Here is a 6,140-nt window from a genome sequence, read left to right as displayed (position 1 = left end):
TCGCCGAGGAGAACCGGCGACGTTCCCCGGTCTCGGCGTCGATGCGACGGTCGTTGACCCTCGGCGCCCGCACGCCCACCGCACCCGCGGCGGTCAACACCTCGCGTTCGCCGTGGTAGCCGTTGCGCACCACCAGCCGATACCCGTTCTCGTCGACCTCGCCGACATGGGCATCGATGTAGGCGGTGACCTCGGCCTGCAACGCAGCTGCGAGCATCGCCCGTGCACCGTCACGCACGATCTCGTCGAGCAACGACGCGCCCGCCGTGCGGTTCTCGTTGGACCCATCCGCGTCGTGGACAACCTTGAGCATGGGCGTACCTTCCCGAACCAGCGCGTCAACGCCGGCTCTTGATCAGACCTACTTGGACATTGAGATCACCCTCGGGAAGGTGCGCCCCTTCACGTCACCAGGCCGAGAACCATCCACAGGTTCTGAGCATTGCTCGGGAAAGCGACGCTACGTTCAGTGGCGAACATCCAGAAGCCGCGCCGTTGACAGGCTGCGGGCGGTGGCGGCTAGCGCCTCTTCGGCTGATCTGGGCGCAAAACCCAAGACCGACTTCGCTTTTTGATTCGACGGGCGTGGGCTCTCTCCGACGGCCGGCGCGTCGGTGACCGTGTGAGCACCCGTCCAATTCCGTAGCATGTAGGCGATTTCGCGCATGGTGAGCGGAGCATCGTCACAGCTGGCGATAAAGCGCTGCCCAGCGGCGCCAGGATGGGTCATTGCGCGCACGTGCAGGTCGGCGACGTCCCGCACGTCGACGATCGGTGACGCCATGTTGGGAACCGGTCCGTCGTTGATCATCATCGCGATTAACCGGACAGAACTGGAGAGATTAGCGCCCAGCGAGGGGCCGAAAATGCCAACCGGGTTGATTACGGTCAGTTCGGTTCCACCACCCATGCGGTCGATGAAATCCCATGCGGCGCGCTCGGCGACGGGCTTGGACTTGATGTAGGCACTGAGGCCATCTGCGTCGATATTGGTCCAGTCGTCCTCGGTGAACTCCCGGCCGGTATCGGCGTGGCCGAATCCGATAGCGGCGAACGACGACGTCATGACGACCCTTCGCACCCCAGCATCGCGGGCAGCACGCAGCACTCGCAGTGCCCCATCCCGGGCTGGAACGATCACATCGTCCTCGCTGGCCGGTTCGTCAAAAGGGAACGGGGAGGCAGTATGCAGAACATAGTCGCAACCGTCGACTGCTTCAGCCCAGCCTCGGTCGGACTTCAGATCGGCCGGCACGACCAGCAGACGGCTATCGCCACCGGCCCTGCCGGCGGCTATCACTTCGCGCACCTCTGCTTCGCGGTTCGGTGCTCTGACCGTCGTGCGCACTCGGTATCCGGTGTTGAGCAGGGCGACGATGCAATGCGACCCTAGAAACCCGGAGCCGCCCGTCACCAGAACCCGTTCACCCGTCATGAAATCGATCATGCGGGTGATGAGCCAGCTCTACCAGGCAGGGTCGTTCCTGGTAGCAGCAGGGCTACCCTCGTTCGACAGGACGGCGATATCGTTGGCTCATGGCTGATCCGAACGGGTTGGCGACGTTTCTTCGGAGCCGGCGCGATCTCGTGAAGCCCGCCGACGTGGGTCTGCACGAGGGCGACCGCAGGCGGGTAGTGGGTCTGCGCCGCGAAGAAGTCGCCATGTTGGCCGGCATCAGCGCCGAGTATTACCTGCGACTTGAACAAGGCCGCGAACGCCAGCCCTCCGATCAGGTCCTCGAAAACCTTGCCCAGGCGCTGCAACTCAATGATGACGCCGTGCAGTACATGCGCAATCTGGCGCGTCCCGCGCCCCGTCGCCGCCGCCGCTCAGCCGTCGAGCGACTCGATCCCGGCATTCCGACGATGATCGACAGCTGGCCCCTGACTCCGGCGTATTTTCAGGACCGCCGGATGACCGTCCTGGCCGCCAACCCGTTGGCCCGGGCATTGATGCCGCACTTTGCTCCAGGGTTCAACCATCTGCGCGCGGTGTTCCTGGAGCCTGAAGTGCGCGAGTGGGTGCGCAATTGGGATGCGGTTACCGCCGTCCTGGTGTCCTGGCTGCGCTTTATCGTCGCCGAGGACAGCAACAACGATCCCGAGCTGCAGTCGCTAATCGGCGAGCTGAGCATCGCCAGCCAGCGATTCCGCACCTTGTGGGCTCGCCAGGATGTCAAGCAGAAGACCAGCGGTCCCGCCCTGTTCGATCATCCTCAAGTAGGCCCGCTGGAGCTGCGCTACCGGGCGTTCGTTCTTCCGGATACACGCCAGGCACTCGTTGCCTACCAGGCAGAACCGGGATCACCGTCGGAGGAGCGCCTGCGTCTGCTTTCCAGCCTCGCGCATCCGTTGGCGTAGCACCGCCTAGACCCTGGGCACCAACGCTTTACGTCGATGGACGTCGCCGCAAACCGTGGGCACGTCACTAGCAACAGGTCCCTGTGGCGAGCTTCCTCACGCGATCGCGCGCGGACGCGGAGGAGGTCGTCAGGCGTCTGCGGCATCCGACGCCCCCGACGGTGGCCGCATCATGTCCACAGTGCTACCAGGAGAACAGCGGCCTAGATGAACTGCGCTCCCGGTGCGAATCTGGTTGTGACACAGCTAAAGCGAGGAGCAGCCTGCAATGCCAACCGAACCCGCACATCACCCGATCGGTGTCTCGTCCCGACTGGCACACGAGGCTTCCGAACGGGTCCGCGTCAATCAGGAACGCCTGACGTTCGCGTTGAAACCGCGGTATGACTTTATCGTCTGCGGTGCGGGCTCATCGGGCTCGGTCGTGGCCCGGCGCTTGGCGGAGAACCCCGACGTCAGTGTGCTACTTGTGGAAGCCGGCGGTGACGACACCAGCCCCGGCGTTATCGACGCAAGCCAGTGGCCGTCCAATCTGGGCAGCGAACGTGACTGGGGCTTCCGGTCATTACCGAACCCACGGGTCAACGGGCGATCCATTCCCTTCTCGATGGGCAAAGTGCTGGGCGGCGGATCGGCCATCAACGTGATGATCTGGGCCCACGGACATCGGAGCGACTGGGACTACTTCGCCGACGAAGCCGGTGACCCCGGCTGGGGCTATGACGCGGTGCTCGGCATCTATCGCCGCATCGAAGACTGGCATGGTGCTCCGGACCCGCAGTATCGCGGTACCGGTGGGCCGGTTTTCGTGCAACCGGCCCCCGAGCCCAGCCCGCTGGCGCCGGCCACCGTTACGGCTGCCCGCTCAATCGGCATACCCACCTTCGAGAATCCGAACGGACGGATGATGGAAGGTCCAGGCGGAGCAGCGATCAGTGACGTCCTTACCCGAAACGGCAGACGGGAATCCATATTCCGGTCCTACACCTACCCCTACATGGACCGACCCAACTTGACGGTCCTCACCCAGGCCCTCGTGATGCGGGTGACCTTCGACGGCGACCGCGCCACCGGTGTCGAGATCTCGTACCGCGGAACAACACTGGATATCGGAGCCGACGCGGAAGTCGTGCTGTCTATGGGCGCCATGCACACCCCCAAAGTGTTGATGTACTCCGGCCTCGGCGACGAGACCGAGCTGCAGCGCGTCGGCATTCCGGTGCGCCAGCACCTTAGCGGAGTGGGCCGCAACTTTCAGGACCACGTCGCCGTGTACTGCGTCTGGCACGATCAGGTGCCCCTTCCGCCGCGCAACAACATGTCCGAGTCGACGGTGTACTCGACGATCTCCGACTCAGAGACGCCCGACGTGTTCATCTGCCAAGCCGAGGTGCCCATCGCCAGCAGCGACGAAGCCGCCGCCCGATTCGGGTTGCCACCGTCGGGTTGGACGCTGGCCGGCGGCCTGGCGCACCCCAAGAGCCGGGGGCGTCTGAAATTGACCGGGGGGAACCCACGCGATCCGATTCACATCGACGCCAACACATTCGGCGATCCCGATGACCTCAAGGCCGCCATCGGCTGTGTGGAATTGTGCCGCGAAATCGGCAATGCCGATCCGCTGCGCCAGTTCGTCAGTCGCGAGGTCATACCGGGCAAACTGAAATGCCGCGACCTGGAAGACTTCGTCCGCGATGCCGTGACCAGCTACTGGCACTCCTGCGGCACCGCGAAGATGGGCAGGGACTCCATGTCCGTGGTTGACGGCACCCTTCGCGTTCACGGCATCGACAACCTCCGCATCGCCGACGCCTCCGTCATGCCGCGCATCACCACCGGCAACACCATGGCCCCGTGCGTGGTCATCGGCGAACGGGCCGCAGACATGCTCATCGCCACCCACGAGCTCTGACATACCGCGCCGCTGCTCTCGGCGGCACTGCAGGTCAATGCTTTTCGCCATGACCAGGAGGATCCGAGATGACAACCGATGTTCACAATGTGCGCCGTGCGGACCGCACCGATGTGCCGCCGCTGTCTCGCATGCTCGGCCGGGCGTTTTACCACGATCCACTCATGAAGTGGATGGTGCCCGACGACCACGTCCGTGAGCGCGCGCTGGCGGGCATGTTCACCACGATGACCCGGCATCACTTCCTGGCTGGCGGCGGCGTCGAGGTCGCCATGGCAGACGGGGCCGTTGTCGCGGCGACATTATGGGATCCACTTGGTCGGTGGAAACCAACGCGGCAAGAGGAACTGCGGATGACGCCAGGCCTGTTGTGGGCTCTGCGCACCCGCGCCAGGGTCGTTCGAGACGTCGAGGAATCGGTCAAGCGCAACCACCCCAACCAACCGCATTGGTATTTGGCCGTCATAGGCAGCGATCCGACCGTCCGCGGCGCCGGATTCGCACAGGCGCTGCTGCGATCCAGACTAGATCGCTGCGATACCGAAAATCTGCCGGCATACCTCGAATCGACCAATCCAGATAATGTCCCCTATTACCAGCGGTTCGGCTTCGAAGTCACCGGCGAGATCGCTACCCCCGACGGCGGCCCCTCACTGTGGGCCATGTGGCGCGAACCCGACTCATTCTCGTTCGACCCCCCCGACCCGATCACGTTTGCGCATTGACCATTTCGACATCGCGTTGTGCCCGATGTTGGCAACAGTTCAGGCAGTCCCAAGCCAGCGCAACCAAATACGCAATTGCACAGGCGATCTCGTGAAATCTGCGGATGAGGTCTTCCCAAGGGGTCGATCGAGGCTGGTGACCCATTTGTTCAGTCGCACGGAAGGAACATAGCGATGACTCAGTTTCTCGGACGGACAGCACTTGTCACCGGAGCGGCGCGGGGGCAGGGTCGGTCCCATGCGGTTCGCCTGGCACAAGAAGGTGCCAACGTCGCAGTCCTCGACATCTGCCGCGACCTAGAGAGTCCCGCTTATCCGGGTGCGACTGAATCCGACCTTGCCGAGACCGTGAAGGCTATCGAGCATGCCGGTCGTACCGCGTTCGCCCGCACTACTGACGTTCGCGATCCCGAAGAACTCCAGCGCTTCGTCGATGAGGCCGTCGATGCATTGGGGCCGATCGACATCGTATCGGTGAACGCCGGCATCTTCGGGCCCGGCTCGATGACGTGGGACGTGGACCCCAAGCAATGGCGCGAGGTCATCGACATCAACCTCACCGGCTCTTTCAACACCGCGCGAGCCGTCGTGCCGCAGATGCTGCATGCGGACAACGGCGGCTCGATCATCTTCACCAGTTCAGCGCTCGGTATCAGGGCGGTCGAGAACTGCTCGGATTACGTCGCCTCGAAGGCCGGAGTGATCGGACTCATGAAGACGTTGGCGCTCGAGCTCGGCCGGCACAAGATCCGCGTCAACGCCGTGTGTCCGACGATGGTGGGATCTGACATGATCTGGAACGACCGCTTGTACGAGCTGTTCCGGCCGGATCTCGAGCATCCGAGCCTTGCTGATGTCGAGCCCGCCTTACGGGCGAATACCCTTCTCGACACGCCGTGGGTAGAGACCGGCGATGTAAGCGAAGCCATTGTGTGGCTTGCTTCTGACGCCTCTCGTTATGTCACCGGTGTCGTGCTTCCGGTGGACGCCGGGACCAGTCTGCTCTAGCTGGCTGTAGGTCGTGTCAAGTGGGTTGTGGGCACGGTTCTTGACGGACAGCATCCGACTTTGGTGTTGTCGTGGTGTCGGTATTGGCGGTTCAGGGGTGTTGGGCTGGCCCAAGAGGTGGTGCCGTGAGCGCC

Annotated in this window: 6 protein-coding genes; 4 read left to right on the top strand and 2 right to left on the bottom strand. The window is 63.6% G+C overall.

What is annotated here, in order from left to right:
- Positions 1 to 313: transposase (locus JWP83_RS09510; RefSeq protein ID WP_297729216.1), on the bottom strand; the 313-nt coding region annotated here is incomplete at its 3' end.
- Between the two features lie 153 nt (positions 314 to 466).
- Positions 467 to 1,447 (bottom strand): aldehyde reductase, encoded by a 981-nt coding sequence (locus JWP83_RS09505; protein WP_297729213.1) that lies wholly within the window; start codon positions 1,445 to 1,447, stop codon positions 467 to 469.
- Between the two features lie 89 nt (positions 1,448 to 1,536).
- Here JWP83_RS09505 and JWP83_RS09500 point away from each other — a divergent pair, with 89 nt between their 5' ends.
- The 4 genes from JWP83_RS09500 (at position 1,537) to JWP83_RS09485 (ending at position 6,006) form a co-directional block, all read left to right on the top strand.
- Positions 1,537 to 2,361 (top strand): helix-turn-helix transcriptional regulator, encoded by an 825-nt coding sequence (locus JWP83_RS09500; RefSeq protein WP_297729210.1) that lies wholly within the window; start codon positions 1,537 to 1,539, stop codon positions 2,359 to 2,361.
- A gap of 268 nt (positions 2,362 to 2,629) precedes the next feature.
- Positions 2,630 to 4,273: a GMC family oxidoreductase gene (locus tag JWP83_RS09495; RefSeq protein ID WP_297729208.1), complete on the top strand. Its 1,644-nt coding sequence runs from the start codon at positions 2,630 to 2,632 to the stop codon at positions 4,271 to 4,273.
- A 68-nt stretch (positions 4,274 to 4,341) separates the two neighbouring features.
- Complete coding sequence (locus tag JWP83_RS09490) at positions 4,342 to 4,998, top strand: GNAT family N-acetyltransferase (RefSeq protein WP_297729204.1); 657 nt, start codon at positions 4,342 to 4,344, stop codon at positions 4,996 to 4,998.
- A gap of 174 nt (positions 4,999 to 5,172) precedes the next feature.
- Positions 5,173 to 6,006, top strand: a complete 834-nt coding sequence (locus tag JWP83_RS09485) for a mycofactocin-coupled SDR family oxidoreductase (RefSeq protein ID WP_297729201.1) — start codon at positions 5,173 to 5,175, stop codon at positions 6,004 to 6,006.
- Positions 6,007 to 6,140 lie beyond the last annotated feature (134 nt).

This window comes from Mycobacterium sp., assembly GCF_025965855.1.
In the GTDB taxonomy this organism is placed as follows: domain Bacteria; phylum Actinomycetota; class Actinomycetes; order Mycobacteriales; family Mycobacteriaceae; genus Mycobacterium.
The sequence above is the reverse complement of the archived record's forward strand: the minus strand, read 5'-3'. Positions and strand labels throughout refer to the sequence as shown.

Coding starts and splice junctions, on each gene's coding strand:
- JWP83_RS09485 (WP_297729201.1), top strand. CDS start 5,173: ATGACTCAGTTTCTCGGACGGACAGCACTTGTCACCGGAGCGGCGCGG.
- JWP83_RS09500 (WP_297729210.1), top strand. CDS start 1,537: ATGGCTGATCCGAACGGGTTGGCGACGTTTCTTCGGAGCCGGCGCGAT.
- JWP83_RS09505 (WP_297729213.1), bottom strand. CDS start 1,447: ATGATCGATTTCATGACGGGTGAACGGGTTCTGGTGACGGGCGGCTCC.
- JWP83_RS09490 (WP_297729204.1), top strand. CDS start 4,342: ATGACAACCGATGTTCACAATGTGCGCCGTGCGGACCGCACCGATGTG.
- JWP83_RS09495 (WP_297729208.1), top strand. CDS start 2,630: ATGCCAACCGAACCCGCACATCACCCGATCGGTGTCTCGTCCCGACTG.